This is a genomic window from Haloferax sp. AS1, assembly GCF_014530665.1.
Taxonomy (GTDB): Archaea; Halobacteriota; Halobacteria; order Halobacteriales; family Haloferacaceae; genus Haloferax; species Haloferax volcanii.
In genome coordinates this window covers 2,188,872-2,207,516 of record NZ_SPSA01000001.1, presented here as the reverse complement: position 1 = coordinate 2,207,516, position 18,645 = coordinate 2,188,872, and the positions used below count along the sequence as shown (strand labels likewise).

The following is an 18,645-nucleotide window of genomic DNA, read 5'->3' as shown; positions in this document are numbered from 1 at the left end:
CGTTCGTTCTCACACAACGGGAGCGGCAACACTCATTCTGCCCTGAAGCCAATGATTGATTATGAAAGTATACCTCACAGACGGAACCAGCTTCGAGTGCGGCGGCTACAAGGCGCTCGACTCCGGCGGGGTCGTCCTCACCGCAGACAGGAAGCGCAAACAGGTCGTCGGCTACGTGCCGGCGGACGCGCTGGTCTACGTCCTCCCCGACGACGTGGCACCGGGCGATTCGCTCGCCGATGCGGACGACGGCAACGGAGACGAGCCCGAAGACGACGACGCCGACACCGATGCGGACGACGCCTCCGAAGATGACGAAGACGAAAACGAGGGCGAAGCCGACGAGGCCGGCGACGGCGAGACAGACGACAGCGGCAGCGACGACTCCGACCGGACCACCGTCGAAGCCGGGGTCGACCCGGACGTGGCCGGCGTGACCGGCGTCGCCGACGAGGAGACCGAACACACTCACGACGACCTCGCGGCGCGCATCGACGAAATCGACGGCCGAGTTGACGGTCTCGACGGCCGGGTGGACGAGATGACCGAACAGCTCGCGGCGGTCGTCTCGGCGGGCGGCGTCGATGCCGAGGAGGCCGAAGAAGCACGCGACCCCGAGGACCCGCGGAACATCCGCGGCATCGGCGAGGCGTACGCGACCCGGCTCCGGGCGGCGGGCATCCACACCGTGACGGCGCTCCGCGAGGCGTCGGACGAGGAACTCGCCGCCGCCGCAGACGTGTCGGCGCGGCGGGCCGCCGACTGGAAACGGCGGGCCGAGCGGTACGCCGAGCGACCGGCGTCGGAACGCGAGGCCGAACCGGAAAGCGACGCGGCAACCAAGTCCGAAACTGACGCGGCCAGCGACCCCGAGACAGACGCCGACGACGCGACCGGTGACGGATAGCCGCCTGCACCGCACCCGTCTCCGGAATCGCGTCTCCCCGGTCGAGACTCGTCCCGCGTAGTTCCCATCGCGCGGGAACTGGCGAAGAGGGTGATACTGTCCCCGCCTAATCCCCAGTTGATGTACGACACAATCCTCGTGCCGATAGACGGGAGCGACTCGATGCAGCCGGTCGTCGAAGACGCCGCGGAACTCGCCGCAGAGCGCGACGCCGCCGTCTCCCTGCTCTACGTCGTCGACGAACGAGCCTTCTTGACGCTCGCCGACGAGCGCGTCGACGAGGTGTACGAGGAACTCAGGTCGCAGGGCGAGGCCGCGCTCACCGAGGCCGCCGAGACGATGGCCGAGTACGGCGTCGACGCCGCCACCGAACTCCGCCGCGGCGACCCGGCCGAGGAGATTCTCGCGTTCGCCGAGAAGATAGACGCGGCGCTCATCTCGATGGGCACCCACGCCCGGTTCGAGGACAACATCCTCGGAAGCGTCTCGCGGTCGGTCGTCGTCCAGTCGAAGATACCCGTGCTCGCCACCCCCATCGAACGACAGTAATCCGGCCGCGCCGGGTGGGCGAACACGTCGCACCACCGAAGCGGGTTCCGAGGTCCCGCGTCTCGCGTACTCTTCTGCGGTTTCCCGAGTTCGACCGACCTTCGAGTCTCGCCGCGTGCCCCGGGGTCAAACCGCGATTCAGAGCCGAAGGAGCAACAGGAGGACGCCGAAGAACGTCGAGGCGGCGCTGATGAGCAGCAGGCCGCCGCTGAGGACCAGCGTGCCGCCGTCGAACGCCGGGGTCGCCCCGCTGACGGCGACGTTCATCACCGTCAGGCCCGCCGAGAGGTCGGCGACGGGAGCGAGGACGGCGATACAGAACGTCACGAGACCGGCGACGACGAGGGCGTACGGCGTGAACGGCGGGCCCCGCCGTGTCGGGTGACGACTGGCCGGGTAGCTGCGAGACATACAGCACGTACGTCGCCACCCTAGTTTGGTACGTGTCGACTACCCACAAGGCGTGTGCGTTAGACCCGTCCTACCGCCGCGAAAGCGGGCTTCTCGATGCGTCGTGCGCGCCGGCAGTTCGTCCGCGCCGGGCGAGCGGTTTTCGGCGTAATTTGGGCCTAACCCCGGGCGGATTCACGACCGACTCGTGTTCGAGTTCGGAAAATCCTCTTTTAACCCCCCAACGACCGGACAGACGAGGAACGAATCATGAACAGACTCACAACGCTCGGGGTGGCGTTCGTCGTCGCCTCGCTCGTCTTCGCGGGGACGGTCGCCGCCGCCGGCGGCCTCGCGGCCCAGACCCACGCCTCGGAGACCGTCTACGCGACCGACGGGACCGCCGTCCGAGCCGCCGGCGGCTGGCACGGCCCGTTCAACGGGTCCGCGAACGAAACCCGATACGCCCCGGGCGACCGCCTGCAAGACCGCTACGACCTGACCGACGAGCAGACCGACGAGGTTTGGACGCTCGTCGCCGACATGCGCGACGACGGCGCGACGGCCGAGGAGATTCGGACCGCCGTCGACGAGCAACTCACCGAGTTCGGCGTCGACACGTCGACGCTCGCCTGCGACGGCGGTGGCGGCCCACGACAACACGCGGGCGGCCCCGGCGCACCCGGCGGCTTCGGGCCGCGCGGTAACTAACCCCCGTGTCCCTCGCTGACGCCCCTGTGTCCCTCGCTGACGACTGCCCCCCAACGCGACCGGCGCACTCCCTCAGTCCCCATGCCGAACACACCCACTCGCCCGACTCCCGCCACACACGACTCCACTGCGGGCCGCCGAAGACGCGGAGCCGAGGCCTGCCGTTTTATTACGTCCGGATTTGACGAGTTAGCCGGATGCGACGTGTGCTGTGGTGGCTTATCGGCGGGTCGCGCGGGGGACGAAACCGCCTGCGAATTATCCGCGCGCTCGACGACATGCCGATGAACGCCAACCAACTCTCGAACGAACTCGACCTCGACTACAAGACCACACAGCACCACTTGGAACTCCTCGTCGAGAACAACGTGTTGATGACTATGGGTGACAACTACGGAAAGACGTACTTTCTGACCGACCAGATGGAAGCCAACCTCGACGTACTCGACGAGGTGGCTCGAAAGGCCGACTTAGACGACGTGACGGTCGGAGGTGACGACGCGTGAGCGACACGTCCAACCGCGACCCGGTTCGGCGGACCGCGGTCGTCGTGGGCGTCTCGCTCGCCATCGCGGCGCTCGTGACGTGGTTCACGCCCGACCTCGTGGCGTGGTTCGCCCCCGACCTGTTCGGCCCGCACAAGCCGGGCGGCCACGGCGGTCCGCCCATCCCGGACCTGTTCATCCAGTTGAAGCTGTTCGTCTCGACGTACAACCTCGTCGCGCTCGGCTTCCTCGCGGGAACCTACGCGATGCTCTACCGGGAGCTGCCGAACCGCTTTACGCTGAGCTTACTCCTCTTTACGGCGGCGCTGCTCCTGTACGCACTCACGTCGAACCCGCTGGCGTCGCTGTTCCTCGGGTTCAGAGGCAGCGGGCTGGGACCCTTCACGTTCCTGCCCGACCTGTTTGCGGCCGTCGCCGTGACGTTCCTCACGTACCAGAGTTCGGCGTGAGGAAGGCGGGGTGGTGTTCGATGGTTGGGCGTTCTGGTTCTGTCGACGCTTAGTTCTCGTCCGCCTCGAAGTCGAGCGCGACCGAGTTGATACAGAAGCGCTTGCCGGTCGGCTCCGGTCCGTCGTCGAAGACGTGCCCGAGGTGGCCGTCGCAGGTCGAACAGACGACCTCGGTGCGGTCCATGCCGTGGCTCAGGTCGCGCCGAAGCTCGATGTTCGAGTCCTCGGCGGCGTAGAAGCTCGGCCACCCGCAGTTCGAGTCGTACTTCGTCTCCGAGTCGAACAGCTCGGCCCCGCAGCCGGCGCATCGGTAGACGCCGTCGTCGCTCCGGTCGACGTGCTCGCCGGAGAACCGCGGCTCGGTCCCCTGTTCGCGGAGGACGCGATAGGCGTCCTCAGAGAGTCGCTCGCGCCACTCGGACTCGGAGAGGCTGAATTCGCTGTCGCTCATGCGTCGAGAGAGGGTTCGGACGCCCAAAGGTTCGTCGGCTACCCGCGTCGGCCGTGTGGCCGGCTACCCGCGTCGGAGGAACTCCGGCAGCCGAATCCGAGAGAAGTCGTCGCCGCCGCCGTCGAGGGCGGACGCCCGACCGACGGCGTCGGGGATGCCCTGTTTGTCCGTCGGCTTCTGCATCGTCACGTCGGCGCGACCCGTCGTGGCGGGCGTCGTCTCCTCGTCGACGAGCGCCTCCCACACGTCCTGTTTCGAGTCGTACTCCGACTCGTTGCGGGCGACGCGCTGTTTGCCCTCCTCGAAGGCGAGCTGGAGGACGCTCCGACCGTAGGCGGTGCCGGCCTGCCGGCGGATGCGCTCGAACTCCCCGCGGTTCGGGTGGCCGAGCGCGCTGGAGACGCCGAGGGCGTACATCCGGCGGATGGCCTCCTCGTCCGAAATCGTCCGCCAGTCCGTTCCGAAGACCCGTTCGTACATTGTTGTTACCTCAGAGGTCGACCTTCGACCGGGGGTCGACGACCAGTCCGTTGTCGGTGAACTCGAGCGACCGGATGTCGCAGTCGATGTTCGTTCCGCGCATCTTGATGACCTGAATGCCGCGTGTCATCCCCGTCGCCTCCAGATAGTTGTGGAAGAACACCACGCCGTGGGCGAGGAAGTGCTCGTCGGAGTACGACGAGGGGTCCGTCATCTCGGAGATGAGAAGCGTCGTGGCGTCGCCCTGCTTGAGCGCCGTCAGAAACCGCGTCATCTCCTCGGAGCCGTTGGCGAAAAACAGCCGAAGCAGCATCGTCGAGTCGATGACGAGGCGGTCGACCTGCCGGGAGTTGACGAACGCGACGATTTTGTCGGTGAGGCTCTGGACGCTCGACGACCCCCCGGTCTGTGAGAACTGATTGAGGATGTGTTTCCCCTTCGGGCTCACGAGGTTGATGAAGCGAAAGCCCTCGGAACTGGCGAGCGTCTCGAAGCCGAAGTCGAAACTCGACATGTCGTTGACGAGTTCGTCTTCGGTCTCGTGCATGGTGATGTACATACACTTCTCGCCGTTGCGAAGTCCCTCGGCCATGAACTGCGCCGTGAACGTCGTCTTTCCGCTCCCCGGCGGTCCGCTCAGGACGTACAGTCGGCGCGGAAGGAAGCCACCCTGAATGAGCTCGTCGAACCCGCTTACCCCACTCGGAATCCGCATGGTCGGACACTCGCCCGCCGTGTTATAATCGTTCCGGGACCGGTATCGAAATTGAGACTTCGAGACGGCACCGAGCGGCTGAACCGTCACTCGGGAAACAGTTCGACTTCAGATTCGATACTGTCGATGGCCGCCACGTCGGCCGCGTCGAGTTCCAGCGAGACGGCGTCGAGGTTCGCCCGGAGGTGGCGCTCGCTCGACGCCTTCGGGATGGGACACAGCCCCTTCGCGGCCAGCCACGCGAGGCTCACCGCCTCGGGCGTCGCGTCGTGTTTCTCCGCGACCGCGACGACTTCGTCCACGTCGCGGACGCGGCCCCCCGAAAGCGGCGAGTACGCGACCACGTCGTAGCCGCGTTCCTCGGCGTGGTCGAGGAGTTCGGAGCGCTGGAACAGCGGGTGGTACTCCGTCTGGTGAGCGACGAGCGGCGCGTCGAGCAGGTCGAGCGCCTCGTCCAACTCGGCGGCGGTGAAGTTGCTCACGCCGACCCCGCGGGCGAGGCCGTCGTCGACGAGTTCGTCGAAGGCCGCAAGCGTCGCCTCGGGGTCGTAAGTGTCGATGGGGCGGTGGACGTACAGGAGGTCGACGGAGTCGGTTCCGAGCTTTTCGAGGCTCTCGCGGGTCGTCCGGCGCACGTCGGCGGGCGCGAGGCTGTCCGCCCAGACCTTGGTGGCGAGCGTCACGTCCTCACGGGGGACGTCGGCGGCCGCGAGCGCGTCGCCGACGACCGCCTCGTTCCCGTAAATCTGCGCGGTGTCGACGTGTCGGTAACCCAACTCCAGCGCCGTCGTCACGGCGGCGGCCTCGTCGGGCGTGTCGAGGCCCATCGTCCCGAGACCGATGCGGGGGAGCGAGGCGGTCATCGGGACGACGCACCGCCCTCGCGGCCGCCGTCGGCCGCGGGGTCGGACGGTGCGGACGCGCCCGCCTCGCCGGCCGCGACCGGGACGCCGTCGAGTTCGAGCAGGTCGTCGAGGCCGGCGATTTCGTGGGTCGGGTCGGGCGTCGGCGTGTGGTCGGCGCGGTGGCCCCGACGGATGAACGCGGAATCGACGCCCGCGGCCTCGGCGGCGGCGATGTCGCTGTCGCTGTCGCCGACGAACAGCGGCGACTCGACGCCGAGGTCGGCCATGGCGCGTTCGAGGTAGTAGGGTTCGGGCTTCTTGCGGTGGAGGCTCGTCATCGAGGGCTCGCGGCCGTAGGCGGTGCCGAACAGGTCCGCGGCGTCGAGGTGGTCGACGACGAAGTCGATGGTCGCCTGCTGGTTGCTGGAGACGATGCCCATCGGGGCGTCGATGCGGCGGAGCGCGTCGAAGTCGTCGTAGGGGACTTTGCGGCCGTCGGCGATGGCCCGCCGTTGGGCGGCCGACTGGCGTTCGTCGCGGACGCGGAACAGCGCCTCGGGGTCGAGGCCGTAGGGCTCGGCGGCGGCGCGCACGTCCTCGGGCGTGACGTGGATGACCACCTGCTCGACGTGGTCCGGGTCGGGGTCCGAAACGCCGAGTTCGTCGAAGGCGTCCCACGTCGCGTCGCGGAGGGGAGAGAGTTCGACGAGCGTCGTCAACACGCCGTCGTGGTCGAAGATGACCGAGTCGTACATACACGGACTCCGGCGGCGCGACGTGAATCGTTTTCGCCTCCGGGCGCGGTCGCGGGCGCGAACACGGTCACCAATCCCGCCGCGTTGCGAGTCTTTTAGCGCCTCGAAGCCTCACGTCTGACCGATGCTGGCTGGACTCACACGCGGGGTGGCGAGATGACTCGCGACGTGTGCATCGTCGGAGCCGGGGCCGCTGGGGCTGGCGCGGCCTACGCGCTCCGCGAGGCGAACGCGAACGTCACGATTCTCGAGAAGAGCCGCGGGGTGTGCGGGCGCGCCGCGACGCGCCGCCGACACGGCTGTCGGTACGACCACGGCGCGAACTACGTGAAAGACTACGACCGCCGCACCGAACGGCTCGTCCGCGGACTGGGAACAGAGGGGCTGGTCGACATCGAAGAGCCGGTCTGGACGTTCGACGGCGACGGCGTCGTCTCCGAGGGCGACGACCGCGACCAACACAAGTGGACGTGGACCGAGGGCATCACCCAACTGGCGAAGCGCCTGCTCGCGGAGACCGACGCGACCGTCGAGCGGGAGACGCGCGTCGCCGCAATCGACCACAACCCCGACAGCGGCTACTGGTCCGTCGTCGACGAGGCGGGGACGCGCCACGGCCCGTTCGACTCGGTGCTCCTGACGCCGCCGGCCCCGCAGACGGCCGGGATTCTCACCGAGATGGGCTGGGGCGACCAGTGCATGGTCGCGCTCCGCGAGGCCATCGGAAGCGTCGAGTACCGGACGATTCGAACCGTCGTCCTCCACTACCCCTTCGAGCGCGAGGAGCCGTGGTACGCGCTCGTCAACACCGACAAGACCCACCCGGTCGGCTGGGTCGCCCGCGAGGAGTGCAAGGAGGGCCACGTCCCCGACGGCGAGAGCCTGCTCGTCGTCCAACCGAGCCCCGAGTGGTCCGAGGCGCACTACGACGACCCGCTCTCTGACGCGGCCGACGAGGTCGCGGGGATGGTCGCTGGACTCCTCGACGACGAGCGCCTGCGCGACCCCGACTGGGTGGACGACCAGGGCTGGCGGTACGCGCTGCCCGACGGCGTCGCCGACCGCGAGATACTCCGCCGCGGGGAGTCTCACGGCCTCTACTTCGCTGGCGACTGGACGGTCGGTGAGGGCCGGGTCCACGCCGCGCTCTGGAGCGGCGTCGACGCGGGCGAGCGAATCGCCGAGCAGTAGCGCCCGCGGACACAGTTCGACGTTTCCGCCGCCGGAGTACCGTGTCTGCCCCGACTGAGACGCCGTCCGCTAGGGATGCCGCGAGCTAGCACGATTCGGGCGTGTCTTTTTCGTTGCCGAAGCCTAACGAGGAGTCGTGTCCGCGCTGACCGTCCGCATCGACCCCCACGTACACTCGGAAGGCTCGTACGACGCGCACGACCCGGTGGAGCTCATCTTGGAGCAGGCCGCCGAAATCGGGTTGGACGCCGTCGTCGTCACCGACCACGACGTCATCGACGAGTCGCTCCGAGCGGCGCAACTCGCCCCCATGTACGGTCTCGTCGGCATCCCCGGCGTGGAAGTCTCGACGGCCGACGGCCACCTCCTCGCGCTCGGCGTGGAGGAGCTACCGCCGCGGCGTCGCCCGCTGGACGAGACGGCGCGCTGGGTGCGCGAGCGCGGCGGCGTCGCCATCGTCCCCCACCCGTTCCAGCGGAGCCGACACGGCATCGGTCGCCGTCGGCTCGGCCGGTATCACGACGCCGCGGGCGGCGACGCCTTCGACGCCATCGAGACGTACAACTCGTGGCTGTTCACGGGCTACAAGAACCGCCGCGCCCGCCGGTTCGCGGCGAAGCGCCAGTACCCCGGCGTCGCCGGCAGCGACGCCCACCGGGTCGGGTACGTCGGCCGCGCCTACACGGAAATCGACATCCCCGACGTGTCGCGCGCTTCGCTCACGGCCGACGACATCCTGACCGCCATCCGCAGCGGCTCGACCGAGGTGCAGGGCCGCCGGACGCCGATTCCGACGAGCACGAAACACTACGCCGGCGCGGCCGGCCGGAAGTCCGCGTACTACGCCAAACGCGGGGCGCTCGGGAGCGCGCTCCTCGCCAAGAAGGGCGCGTTCAAGTCCGGCTACTACGCGAAACTCGGCGCGCTCAAAAGCGGGTCGATAGCGAAGACCGGCGTCGCGCAGGCCGCTCGGATGCTCTACCGGCTGTCGCCGCTCTCGCGGTAGCGCCCTGATTCGGCGCGGACGGCGGCGCGGCGGCGCGGGCGTCGAAACGCGAATTTTGTTCTGTCCTCAGTCGTCAGAACCCACGAGTTTCTCGTACTGCGCGCCGGTCTGCTTGAGTTTCGCCGTCGAGTACAGTCGCTCGTGGTCGAACGGCAGGTGGTCGGCGGCGAGTTCGTCTATCTTCTCGTCGACGGCGTCGGCGTCCCGGCCGTGAATCATGGTAAACAGGTTGTACTCCCAGCCCTGCTCGGGGCGGCGCGGCCGGTGGTAACAGAGCGTGACGTACGGGAGGCTGCCGACGGCCTCGCCGCGGGCGTCGAGTTCGTCGTCGGGGACGTTCCAGACGACCATGCAGTTGTTCCGAAAGCCGGTGACGATGTGGTTGACGACGCAGCCGATGCGCTTGATACAGCCGTCCGCGAGCAGGCGCTCGACGGCGACGAGCACGTCGTCGACCGCGGCGTCGAGGGCGTCGGCCACGTCGCGGTAGGGCGTCTTCGTAAGCGGGAAACCGCCCTGAATCTCCACGAGCAGGCGGGCTTCGAGGTCCGAGAGGTCGCCGGTCGCGTCCTCGGAGATGCGGGTGGCGCTCACGTCGGTCGCGCCGAGGCTCTCGCGGGCGAAGCGATCGTCGTTGACGATGGGGAATTCGAGGTCGATGTAGTAGTCGGTGAGCATCGGGAGGTTCAGCACCTCGCAGCCCGTGCGCTCCTCGATTTCGTCGAGGATGCGGTCGCGCGTCTCGCGGGAGCCGGCGGTGACGACGAACCACATGTTCCAGTCGTGGGCGCGGCGGTAGTTGTGGTTCACCTGCCGGTAACCGTTGATAATCTCCGCGACCTCGTCGAAGCGTTCCTCGGGCGCGGCGACGGCCGCGAGCGTCGAACTCCCGATGACCGGCGGGTTGAGCACCGGCCCGAACCGCCGGAAGACGCCGTCGTCGCGGAGCCGGCGGACGCGGTCGAGGGCGTCGTCCTCGTCGATACCTAGCTCCGCGGCGACGACGCGGAACGGCCGTCGCTCGACCGGAAAGCCGCTCTGGTAGCCGTCGATAAGCGCCGCATCGACCTCGTCGATGGCGTCCCGCCAATCATCCGACAACGCGCTCATTATCCGGCGTTAGGAGTCGGGAAGCCTATCGCTTTCGGACGGTGTCGACGCTCCCGGGCGACGGGACCGAACGGGACGTTTTTTGACCGCTCGCCCGAACACAGGGGCATGGCAGTAGTCGAAAGCGAGTTCGGGGAATGGCCGCTGAAGCGTCTGATGACGGAAGTCGTCGGCACGGGCACGAAGTCCGCCGAGGACATGACCCGCGAGCAGGCGTCCGAGGCGATGCGCCGCATCCTCGCCGGCGAACCGGACCACACGACGCTCGGCGCGTTCTGGCTCGCCAACCGCTGGAAGCACAACAACGCCGAGGAACTCGCCGCCTACGCCGACGTGATGGCCGAGCACGTCGAGTACGCCGAACCCGACGCCGACCCCGTCGACTGCGGCGCGAACTACGACGGCAAGGGCACGACCGCCATCCTCGGCGTCGCCGCCGGCGTCGTCGCCGCCGCGGCCGGCACGCCCGTCGTCGTCCACTCCGGCGACCGCGTCCCGACCCAGAAGCAGGACGCCTACAAGCACGTCCTCGACGAACTCGGCGTCCGCACGGAGCTCGACCCCGAGGAGTCCGCCGACATGGTCGACGACACCGGCTTCGGCTTCTACTACCAGCCGCGGTTCAACCCCGCCATCCACGCCCTCTGGGAGCGCCGCGACAACATGGGCGTTCGGACGTTCGTCAACACCATCGAGACCATCGCCAACCCCGCGAACGCCTCGGTTCACCTCGGGTCGTTCTACCACCTCGCGTTCGCCAAGAAGATGGTCAACACCTTCGAGGCGAGCGAGCACCACGACCTCGACCGCGTGCTCATGTTCCAGGGCATGGAGGGCTACGACGACATCCGCCCCGGCTACACGAAGGTCGCCGAGTGGACCGCCGGCGACGACGGCGACGCCACCTTCGACGACTTCGACATCGAGACCGCCGAGTACGGCATGGACTTCGAGTACGACGACCTCGGCGTCGACGAGGACGACGTGGCCGGCGACTCCGCCGAAATCACCGAAGCCGTGCTCGCCAGCGAGCGCGAGGACCGCTTCGCCGACGCCGTCGCCCTCAACGCGGCGCTCCGCATCTACGCCCGCGAGGACGCGGAAACCATCGACGAGGGGCTGGAGATGGCCCGCGAGACCATCGCCTCCGGCGACGCGGAAGCCGTGCTCGAAGACCTGCGCGACTTCTGAAGTCGCAGTCGACTCGAACGCTTTCGCTTCGACACGCCGGTCCCTCCCGTTCGACCGACCGGCTTTTTTCTAGATGTCGAGGTCGCCGTCGGCCTCGTCGAAGGGGTCGTCCCCTTCGGTGTCGCCCTCGCCGTCGTCCAGCGGGAGCGCGATGCCGACGAGCGTCTCGCCGGCCGTGACGGTCGCCTCGCGGGCGATAGAGTAGACGAGACCCGCGCGCTCGGCTTCGACCTCTTGGAGCACCTCGTAGGTGGTCGGGTCGTACACCCAGCCGAGGTGGTCGCCGGGGCGGACCTCGCGGGCGAGTTCGACGTCCTCGCGGGCGACGAACAGGCCCGAGGCGGCGGCTTGCACGCGGCCGAGGTGGTTGCGATAGGTGCGGCCGTCCCACGGTTCGACCGCGCCCGAGAGGATGCCCATGTCGCGGCAGACGTTGAGGACGCCCTCGACGCCGGCGACGATGGCCGGCTCGACGAGCTGTTTGTTGTGGGCGAGTTCGGGCGTGATGGAGGGGATGCCCGCGCTCGTGGCCGCGACGCGGAGTTTGCCGTCGAAGCTCCGCTCGGTCCACTCGTCGTCGGCCTCGTCGCCGGCGGCCTCCGCGAGGAGGATGTCGACGCCGAACGCCCGCGCGAGGTCGCGGGATTCCTCGTCGCCCCGGAGGTAGACCGTGTGGGTGAGCATGTCCGGACTCCCCGTGTGGAGGTCGACGATGGCGTCGGCGTCGCTGATGTACTCCCAGAGCGTCGCGGCCATGCGCTGGTGCAGCGAGCCGTCGGGGTCGCCCGGCCAGACGCGGTTCATGTTGGAGTTGACGGAGTCGAGCACCTCGGGGGTGACGTAGGAGACGCGGTCGAACGTCAGCGGGTCGGCCACGGGGACGGCGACGACGCGGCCCGAGAGCTCTGCGCGTTCGAGGTGGCCGTGGAGTCGGCGGAGCACTTCGGTGCCGTTGATTTCCCGGCCGTGCTGGGCGGCCTGCACGTAGAGCGTGGGACCGTCGGTCCCGTCGGCTGGTTCGTAGGTGTGAACTGTCGTCTGTACCGGGACGCCGGAGGGGAGGCGAGTGAGCGTCACGGTCTCCGCGGTGTGCATATCCGACGCATCGCGGTGGGGTGTCTTGTAGTTAGGGGAGCGAGAAAGGCAGACGGAGCGGAGCGCGGCGGGGCGGGGCGAGCCGCAGGCGTCAGTCCCGGTCGTCGAACGTGTCGATGCCGAACGGCAGGTACAGCGGGCAAATCCGGCCGGCCCCGGTCACGAGCAAGACGACGCCGGCGACGGCGACGAACGCGGCACCGAGCGCGAGGCGAACAGTCCGGTCGAGCGTGCCGACGTTTCGAATCACACAGTGATGTTTACCCCTCACAATACATTACCCCCGAATCGATTCCGACCCGACGAGACGGGGCGCAACGACGCGACTGCGACGAACGATTCAGTCGTCAGCCGGCGCGCCACCAGCGGAGTCGCTCGCAGTTCGCGCGAAGTAGCTGGCGAGGAGCGGGCCGGTGATGTTGTGCCAGACGCTGAACAGCGCGGGCGGCAGGGCGGCGGCGGGCGAGAAGAACGACAGCGCGAGGGCCGCCGCGAGCCCGCTGTTCTGGAGGCCGACTTCGAACGTGGTCGTTCGGACGCGGTCCGCGGACATCCCGGCGAGGCGGCCGGTGCCGTAGCCGGTGCCGAGGCCGATAGCGTTGTGGAGGACGACGGCTCCGATGGCGGCCGCGCCCGCGCTGAGGATGGTATCGACGTTGAGGCCGACGACGGCCGCGACGATGGCGACGATGCTCAGGACCGAGACGAGCGGGAACACGTCGAGGCCGACTTCGGCAACCTCGGGCGCGTTGCGGTCGAGCACGACTCGGAGCGCGAAGCCGAGGACGACCGGGATGAAGACGATTTGGACGATGTTGAGAAACAGGTCCACGAAGCCGACTTGAAGCTGTTCGCCGGCGAGCGCGACGACCCACGCGGGCATGACCAGCGGCGCGGCCAGCGTGGTGACGGTCGTGATGGCGACCGACAGCGCCACGTCGCCTTTCCCGAGGTAGGCCATGACGTTCGAGGCGGTGCCGCCGGGGGCCGCGCCGACGAGGATGACGCCGACGGCGAGCTCCGGCGGGAGCGACAGAACCACCGTGAGCGCGTAGGCGGCGGTCGGCATGACGAGCCACTGGGCGAGCGCGCCGATGGCCACGTCGCGGGGGCGCTCCGCGAGTCGGCGGAAGTCCGCGGGCTGGAGCGTCAGCCCCATCCCGAGCATGATGAGCCCGAGCAGCGGCGAGATGTAGGGCGCAATCCACGTGAACAGGTCCGGCTGCGCCAACGCGGCGGCCGACGCGAGGAGCACGAGGCCGACGAAGTAGGTGTTTGCGAGCTCCGAGAGGCGTTCGAGCGTCGAGCGGGCGTTCATTCCGACCACCCTCCGTCGAGTTGTGATGTCATCTCACACCACTCGGTCGCGGGGGAGAAAAACGTCTGTCGGTGTGACAGTCCGCGGTGCCGACCGAAAGACGCGGACCGAACGGAGTCGTGTCACCGAGGATGAAACAAGCGCCGCGTCACCGGCGACGAACCGGAGGCGGCACGGTTTTCACTCGCCCGCCCGACGGGTCGAGTATGAGCGACAACCCAACGGCCACGCTCCACACGAACAAGGGCGACATCACGGTCGAACTCTTCGAGGACAAGGTCCCGAACACGGTCGAGAACTTCGTCGGCCTCGCGACGGGCGAAAAGACGTGGGTCCACCCCGAGACCGACGAGACGATGGAAGGCGAACCCCTCTACGAGGACATCCTCTTTCACCGCATCATCTCGGACTTCATGATTCAGGGCGGCGACCCGACGGGGACCGGCCGCGGCGGCCCCGGCTACACCTTCGACGACGAGTTCCACTCCGACCTCAGCCACGACGGCCCCGGCGTGCTCTCGATGGCGAACCGCGGCCCCAACACGAACGGCTCGCAGTTCTTCATCACGCTCGACGCCCAGCCCCACCTCGACGGCAAGCACGCCGTCTTCGGGAAGGTCACGGACGGCATGGACGTCGTCGAGGACATCGGCTCGGTCCCGACCGACCGCGAGGACAAGCCGGTGTCCGACGTGGTCCTCGAATCGGTCGACGTCGAGCAGTAAGCGCCTCGACTCACGGGACGCGCTCGGTCGCTACCCGCTCGCGTTCGTCGGGACCACAGTCCGACCGCCGGTCGACCCGTCGGCGCGGTCGAGCCACGCCGGTCGCGTGACCGTCGTCCCGCCGACCGCGTCGTACGCGAACCAGACCTCGACGCCGAGGCCGTCGCGGGTCTCGTAGGCGACGCGCATCGAGCGGACGAACCCGTTTTCTTCGACGACTGCTTCGACCCGATAGTCGCGCGACCGCGGGAAGTCGGTGCCGAGTCCCCGAACTCGGTACAGCGCGGTCCCGCTTTCGGCAGTCTCGTTCGTCACGCTCTCTACGCGCGTCACGCTCGTCTCGTCGGTCGAGAGATACCAGTCGACGTAGCGGGCGGCGCGGGAAGCCTGCCGTCCCGGGCCGTCGCGCACGTCGGGGTCGAGGACGCGGGCGGCGACGCCGTCCGGTTCGGCGGGCCGGCGGGCGTAGCGCGTGGTCCCGTCGGCGTAGGAGTCCTCCGAGGCGGTCGGACGCGGAAAAGCCCGGAGTCGCCCGGTGCGCCGGACCTCCGAGACGTAGACGTGCGGGGCCTCGACGCGGACGACCTCCACCTCGCGGCCCGTCTCGTCGCCGGCGATTGACTCGCGGTAGCCGAGCGTCCAGCGGTACGACCGATTCGCCGCGGCCCGGCGGTGGGCCGCCGCGAGGCGCGTCGCGTTCTCGACGCCCGCGGTTGTCACGCCGGGGGCGACCGCCCGCGGTTCGGGCGTCGGCGTCGGCTCGGGAGTCGTCGCGGCCGGCGTCGGTGTCGACGACCCATGACCGCCCAGCGCCTCGCCGAGCACCGGTACGCCGCCCGGCCCGGCGGTCACGACGACCGCCGCGAGCAGGAGCGCGACGAAGACGAGCGGCGCGACCGGGAGCGACGAAAGCCGGCGAGAAAGCGGAGAGACGACTGCGCCACCCGCCTCGTCCGCACCCCTCGCACCGACGCCGCGGTCATCGGCCGGGAGGTCGTCGAGGCGGACGCCGAAGTGGTCTGCGACGAGGTCGTCGCCGCGGCCCGCCGGGAGACCGTACCGGACGAGGTCGTAGAACTCGTCGACCGAGAGAACCCGGGCGTCGTCGGGGGCCGCGCGCCGGGTTCGCTCGGGGTCGCCGAGGGCGACGACGACGGTCGCCTCGGCGGGGACCGTTGGCGACGGGCGGAGCCGAGACCGAGAGACGACCGCGAGTCGCTCGGTTCGGTCGCCGCGGCGGGCGACGACCACGGACCCCTCGACGGTCGTCTCCCACCCGCGGGCGGTCCAGAGGTCGGCCAGAAATCGGCGGCGGTCGCTGGGGCCGGCGGCGCGAATCAGGTCGCCGAAGCGCGAGCGACGGGACTGCCGCATCGCTCTGAATTAGGACTCGATGGCGAAAGCATCACCGGGCGAGTCGCGGTTCGGTCGGGGTCGGTCGGGGTCGGTCGGGGTCGGTCGACACTGACGCGGTCGGGTCGGTTGCGCCCGCGCCGAGTCAGCGGTTCGCTGAGTGCTCGTACTCCGACAGGCGGGCCGACACCTGCTCGTCCATCGTCGCCAACACGGCGTCGAGGTCGCGGCCGTCGAACAGTTCGGACAGGCCCTCGGAGACGATGGTCCTGACGGTCGTGAAGGGGCCGACGCGAGCGCCGCGGGTGGCCGGGGTGTCGTCGGTCTCGACCAGTTGGTCGAACGCGACCGCGAAGCCGGGGTGTTCGTCGAACCAGCCGTCGTCGCGGAGGAGGCCCCTCGTCCGGCGGTGGACCGGGAAGTAACCGGTCTGGCGGTGCCAGCGACGCTGTTGTTCGGGGCGGGTCAGCCACGCGATGAACTCGCCCGCGGCGGCCCGTTTCCGGGATTCGACGCCGTCTGCGACCCACAGCGACGCGCCGCCGACGACCACGCCCTCGCGGGACGACCCGGGCGCGGGGAACCGGCCGACTTCGGCGGTGAACCCGCGGTCGGCGGCCCCCCGAACGACCGACGCGGCGCTCGAACTGGAGTCCACGAGCATCGCGGCGCGGCCGTCGAGGAACGCCTCGCGGGCGTCTCGTCGGGCCTCGACGCCGGGGTCGAACAGCAAGTCGTTCCGTTCGAGGTCGCGCCACCACTCGAACACGCGCGTCCCGACCGGGCTGTCGAGGTTCGAGGTGCGGGCGGTGCCGCTCCGGCCGTTGTCGGCGTCGAACAGACACTCCCCGGCGGCCGCGAACCACTGCTCGACGAACCAACTGTAATTCGCCCACGTCGCGCCGTAGTCGACCGCCCCGCTCGTCTTCAGCGTCGCCGCGGCCGAGGTGACTTGGTCGAACGTCGCCGGCGGGTCGTCGGGGTCGAGGCCGGCCCGCTCGAACGCGTCGGCGTTGTAGTACAACACGGGGTTCGAGGCGTTGAACGGCATCGACCAGAGCGCGCCGTCGTGGCGGTAGTAGTTGGCGATTTCGGGGACGAGTTCGCCCGCCGATGCCCTGTCCGGAAGCACCGATTCGACGGGGGTGAACGCCCCGCTGTCGAGGGCGCGCTGGGTGCCGACCTCGTACAGTTGCGCGATGGTCGGCGGCGTCCCCGACCGGGCCGCGGCGAGGGTCGCGTCGAACGTGCCGCGGTAGCTCCCCTTCGACGCGGTGTCGACGCGGACGCCGTCGTGGCTGGCGTTGAACTCGTCGACGAGCGACTCCAGGACCGCCGCCTTGTCGCCGGACATGCCGTGCCAGAACTGGACGACGGTCTGGCCCGAGTCGGTCGCCTCGGCGTGGAGGCGGTAGTCGTCGATGGAGTCCCGGAGGTGGTCGGCCTGGTCCGAAAGCGCGTCTATCTTCGTCACCGCCTCGGAGAGCGAGACGGTCTGGCGGCGCGCCGACCCCGCGGCGTCGGCCGCGAGCGCCGCGGTCTCGTCGCTTATCTCGCCGACGCCGTCGGCCTGACTCACGACCTCTTGGGAGGTCGCCGCCTGCGAGTCCGTGGCGTCGGAAATCTCGTGGAGGCTCCCGTTCGTCTCTTCGAGGTCGGAGACGACGCCGTCGAGCGCCGACAGCGCCTCCTGAATCGTCTCGCTGCCCTCGTCGAGGCGCTCGCTCGTGTCGGTGATGTCCTCGACCGTCGCGGCCGACCGGGTCCGAACCGTCTCGATGGTCGATTCGATGTCGGCGGTCGCGGCCTGCGTCTCCTCGGCGAGCGCCTTCACTTCGTCGGCGACGACGGCGAAGCCGGAGCCGGCCTCGCCGGCGCGGGCGGCCTCGATGGAGGCGTTGAGCGCGAGGATGTTCGTCTGCTCCGCGATGTCGGAGATTTTGGTCGCGATGCCGGTGATGTCGTCGATGTGGTCGTCGAGTTCCGCGACGCGCTCGACGGTCGCGTCGGTCCGCTCGCCGATGACCGCCAACTCGTCGATAGCGGTCTCGGCGGCGCGCTTGCCGCGGTCGCCGCGCTCGACGGCCTCGTCGGTCGCGTGCCTGATTTCGTCGGCGGAGGCGGCGACCTCCTCGATGGTCGCAGACAGGTTCCGCATCTCGTCTGCGACCTCCTCGACGCTCTCGCTTTGCCGGCGCGCGCCCGCCGCAATGTCGTCGACGGAGGCGGCGACCGACCGGCTCTCCTCGCGGCTCTCCTCGGCGGCGTCGGCCACGATTCGGGTCGACGCCGAGACCTGGTCTGCGAAGGCGTCGACGTTCCGCATGGCGGTCTGCCACTCCTCGAACAGTTCGTTGAGGAGGCGGGCGTGACGCGCGAGCGCCGGGTCGTCGGGAACGTCGACGCGGACCGTCAGGTCGCCCTCGATGCAGCGCTCGATGGCCGCGGAGAAGTCGTCGAGACCGTCGAGCGCGGCGGCGTCCGGGGGCGACGACGCGGCGACATCGTCGGCGGGAGACTCCCCGCGTCCCGATTCGACGGCGACCGAGGGAGTGCCCCCGCCGTCGCTTCGCGCGTCGTCGGCGCGCGCCGTCTCGTCTGCGGCGTCCGATTCGGATTCGTCGTCGGTCGCGCGTGCGCCGAGCGCGGCCCGGACGGAGGCGCGAACCGACGACGCTCGTCTCCGGAACTGGCTGTCGTCGTCCATTGGTCCAGAAGATTTCTGGTGAGTGATAAGACCACGCTCTCGGGTATCATATCTGAGAACGGATTCGTGACTGGTACTGTGTCTGTCGATGATTCATGTGACGGGAGTATCCCACTGTTACGTGATGCCACGGATAGAATACGGTACGCCCGCTCGCCGCCGCTCGGATTCGAAGCACGACAAGCGGGCTT

21 protein-coding genes are annotated in these 18,645 nt (G+C 69.1%); 9 read left to right on the top strand and 12 right to left on the bottom strand.

What is annotated here, in order from left to right:
* Window positions 1-61: 61 nt before the first annotated feature.
* Both E4P24_RS11580 and E4P24_RS11575 read left to right on the top strand, forming a co-directional pair.
* Window positions 62-907 (top strand): helix-hairpin-helix domain-containing protein, encoded by an 846-nt coding sequence (locus E4P24_RS11580; RefSeq protein ID WP_115860940.1) that lies wholly within the window; start codon window positions 62-64, stop codon window positions 905-907.
* Window positions 908-1,027: 120 nt separating this feature from the next.
* The gene (locus E4P24_RS11575) at window positions 1,028-1,456 is read left to right on the top strand and encodes a universal stress protein (protein ID WP_115860942.1); all 429 of its coding nucleotides are present in this window, start codon (window positions 1,028-1,030) and stop codon (window positions 1,454-1,456) included.
* Window positions 1,457-1,594: 138 nt separating this feature from the next.
* Here the strand turns inward: E4P24_RS11575 and E4P24_RS11570 are convergent, their stop codons facing one another.
* Window positions 1,595-1,867 carry a hypothetical protein gene (locus E4P24_RS11570; RefSeq protein WP_004042127.1) on the bottom strand — a complete coding sequence of 91 codons (273 nt, stop codon included), beginning with the start codon at window positions 1,865-1,867 and terminating at the stop codon, window positions 1,595-1,597.
* A 249-nt stretch (window positions 1,868-2,116) separates the two neighbouring features.
* On the opposite strand from E4P24_RS11570, the gene E4P24_RS11565 reads away from it, so the two are divergent.
* The 3 genes from E4P24_RS11565 (at window position 2,117) to E4P24_RS11555 (ending at window position 3,512) form a co-directional block, all read left to right on the top strand.
* The gene (locus E4P24_RS11565) at window positions 2,117-2,557 is read left to right on the top strand and encodes a hypothetical protein (protein ID WP_004042126.1); all 441 of its coding nucleotides are present in this window, start codon (window positions 2,117-2,119) and stop codon (window positions 2,555-2,557) included.
* Between the two features lie 206 nt (window positions 2,558-2,763).
* A complete protein-coding gene (locus E4P24_RS11560; protein WP_004042125.1) occupies window positions 2,764-3,063 on the top strand; it encodes a winged helix-turn-helix domain-containing protein in 300 nt (99 codons plus the stop codon).
* Window positions 3,060-3,512, top strand: coding sequence for a hypothetical protein (locus E4P24_RS11555; protein WP_004042124.1), 453 nt, complete (start codon window positions 3,060-3,062; stop codon window positions 3,510-3,512). The genes E4P24_RS11560 and E4P24_RS11555 overlap by 4 nt, the downstream gene beginning before the upstream one ends.
* Before the next feature lie 49 nt (window positions 3,513-3,561).
* Here the strand turns inward: E4P24_RS11555 and msrB are convergent, their stop codons facing one another.
* From msrB to E4P24_RS11530, 5 genes are all read right to left on the bottom strand, one after another.
* Window positions 3,562-3,963 (bottom strand): peptide-methionine (R)-S-oxide reductase MsrB, encoded by a 402-nt coding sequence (msrB, locus tag E4P24_RS11550; protein WP_004042123.1) that lies wholly within the window; start codon window positions 3,961-3,963, stop codon window positions 3,562-3,564.
* A gap of 63 nt (window positions 3,964-4,026) precedes the next feature.
* The gene (locus tag E4P24_RS11545) at window positions 4,027-4,443 is read right to left on the bottom strand and encodes a hypothetical protein (RefSeq protein WP_008606181.1); all 417 of its coding nucleotides are present in this window, start codon (window positions 4,441-4,443) and stop codon (window positions 4,027-4,029) included.
* Window positions 4,444-4,453: 10 nt separating this feature from the next.
* Window positions 4,454-5,158: an ATPase domain-containing protein gene (locus E4P24_RS11540; protein WP_004062671.1), complete on the bottom strand. Its 705-nt coding sequence runs from the start codon at window positions 5,156-5,158 to the stop codon at window positions 4,454-4,456.
* Between the two features lie 86 nt (window positions 5,159-5,244).
* Window positions 5,245-6,021 (bottom strand): aldo/keto reductase, encoded by a 777-nt coding sequence (locus tag E4P24_RS11535; RefSeq protein WP_004062672.1) that lies wholly within the window; start codon window positions 6,019-6,021, stop codon window positions 5,245-5,247.
* Window positions 6,018-6,758, bottom strand: a complete 741-nt coding sequence (locus E4P24_RS11530) for an HAD family hydrolase (RefSeq protein WP_115803032.1) — start codon at window positions 6,756-6,758, stop codon at window positions 6,018-6,020. Before E4P24_RS11530 ends, E4P24_RS11535 begins: the two co-directional genes overlap by 4 nt.
* 156 nt (window positions 6,759-6,914) lie before the next feature.
* On the opposite strand from E4P24_RS11530, the gene E4P24_RS11525 reads away from it, so the two are divergent.
* Together E4P24_RS11525 and E4P24_RS11520 are read left to right on the top strand one after the other, a co-directional pair.
* A complete protein-coding gene (locus tag E4P24_RS11525; protein WP_006601290.1) occupies window positions 6,915-7,949 on the top strand; it encodes an NAD(P)/FAD-dependent oxidoreductase in 1,035 nt (344 codons plus the stop codon).
* 136 nt (window positions 7,950-8,085) lie between these two features.
* The gene (locus tag E4P24_RS11520) at window positions 8,086-8,955 is read left to right on the top strand and encodes a PHP domain-containing protein (protein WP_004062675.1); all 870 of its coding nucleotides are present in this window, start codon (window positions 8,086-8,088) and stop codon (window positions 8,953-8,955) included.
* A gap of 66 nt (window positions 8,956-9,021) precedes the next feature.
* Here E4P24_RS11520 and E4P24_RS11515 read toward each other — a convergent pair whose 3' ends face one another.
* Window positions 9,022-10,065: an Lrp/AsnC family transcriptional regulator gene (locus E4P24_RS11515; protein ID WP_115803033.1), complete on the bottom strand. Its 1,044-nt coding sequence runs from the start codon at window positions 10,063-10,065 to the stop codon at window positions 9,022-9,024.
* A 108-nt stretch (window positions 10,066-10,173) separates the two neighbouring features.
* Here E4P24_RS11515 and E4P24_RS11510 point away from each other — a divergent pair, with 108 nt between their 5' ends.
* Window positions 10,174-11,256, top strand: a complete 1,083-nt coding sequence (locus E4P24_RS11510) for an anthranilate phosphoribosyltransferase (protein ID WP_188148503.1) — start codon at window positions 10,174-10,176, stop codon at window positions 11,254-11,256.
* 69 nt (window positions 11,257-11,325) lie between these two features.
* Here E4P24_RS11510 and E4P24_RS11505 read toward each other — a convergent pair whose 3' ends face one another.
* From E4P24_RS11505 to E4P24_RS11495, 3 genes are all read right to left on the bottom strand, one after another.
* Window positions 11,326-12,351: a succinylglutamate desuccinylase/aspartoacylase family protein gene (locus E4P24_RS11505; protein WP_115860948.1), complete on the bottom strand. Its 1,026-nt coding sequence runs from the start codon at window positions 12,349-12,351 to the stop codon at window positions 11,326-11,328.
* Window positions 12,352-12,442: 91 nt separating this feature from the next.
* Window positions 12,443-12,601: a YgaP-like transmembrane domain gene (locus E4P24_RS11500; protein ID WP_006601286.1), complete on the bottom strand. Its 159-nt coding sequence runs from the start codon at window positions 12,599-12,601 to the stop codon at window positions 12,443-12,445.
* 90 nt (window positions 12,602-12,691) lie between these two features.
* Window positions 12,692-13,669, bottom strand: a complete 978-nt coding sequence (locus tag E4P24_RS11495; RefSeq protein WP_188148502.1) for a bile acid:sodium symporter family protein — start codon at window positions 13,667-13,669, stop codon at window positions 12,692-12,694.
* 206 nt (window positions 13,670-13,875) lie between these two features.
* Here E4P24_RS11495 and E4P24_RS11490 point away from each other — a divergent pair, with 206 nt between their 5' ends.
* On the top strand, window positions 13,876-14,394 hold the full coding sequence (locus tag E4P24_RS11490; RefSeq protein ID WP_004062681.1) for a peptidylprolyl isomerase: 519 nt from the start codon (window positions 13,876-13,878) through the stop codon (window positions 14,392-14,394).
* 30 nt (window positions 14,395-14,424) lie between these two features.
* On the opposite strand, the gene E4P24_RS11485 is transcribed toward E4P24_RS11490, so the two are convergent.
* Together E4P24_RS11485 and E4P24_RS11480 are read right to left on the bottom strand one after the other, a co-directional pair.
* Entirely contained in the window at window positions 14,425-15,768 is a 1,344-nt protein-coding gene (locus E4P24_RS11485) for a hypothetical protein (RefSeq protein ID WP_188148501.1), read from the bottom strand.
* Between the two features lie 124 nt (window positions 15,769-15,892).
* On the bottom strand, window positions 15,893-18,454 hold the full coding sequence (locus E4P24_RS11480) for an extracellular solute-binding protein (protein WP_188148500.1): 2,562 nt from the start codon (window positions 18,452-18,454) through the stop codon (window positions 15,893-15,895).
* Window positions 18,455-18,645 lie beyond the last annotated feature (191 nt).